The sequence below is a fragment of the Phormidium sp. CCY1219 genome (assembly GCF_035615515.1).
Classification (GTDB): Bacteria; Cyanobacteriota; Cyanobacteriia; order Cyanobacteriales; family Laspinemataceae; genus CCY1219.
In genome coordinates, this window is record NZ_JAJENT010000188.1 from 1 (window position 1) to 210 (window position 210).

Genomic DNA, 210 nt, shown 5'->3' on the forward strand with positions numbered 1-210 from the left:
GCGGGAATCATCCATGTATCAAGAGATTTTAGCTGAAGGTCGCGAAGCGGGTCTGCGCGAAGGTCGCCAGGAGGGTCGCCAGGAGGGTCAAGAACTGGGTCGCCAGGAGGGTCTTCAGGAGGGTCAAGAACTGGGTCGCCAGGAGGGTCGCCAGGAGGGTCTTCAGGAGGGGATAGAGCAAGTGGCACTGAATTTAGTTCGGAGTGGAAT

General features: G+C 58.1%; 1 pseudogene. It reads left to right on the forward strand.

The annotated features are described in order from the left end of the window. Positions 1 to 13: 13 nt before the first annotated feature. A pseudogene (locus LKK83_RS01200) lies at positions 14 to 210 on the forward strand (Yae1 family protein); the annotation flags it as partial.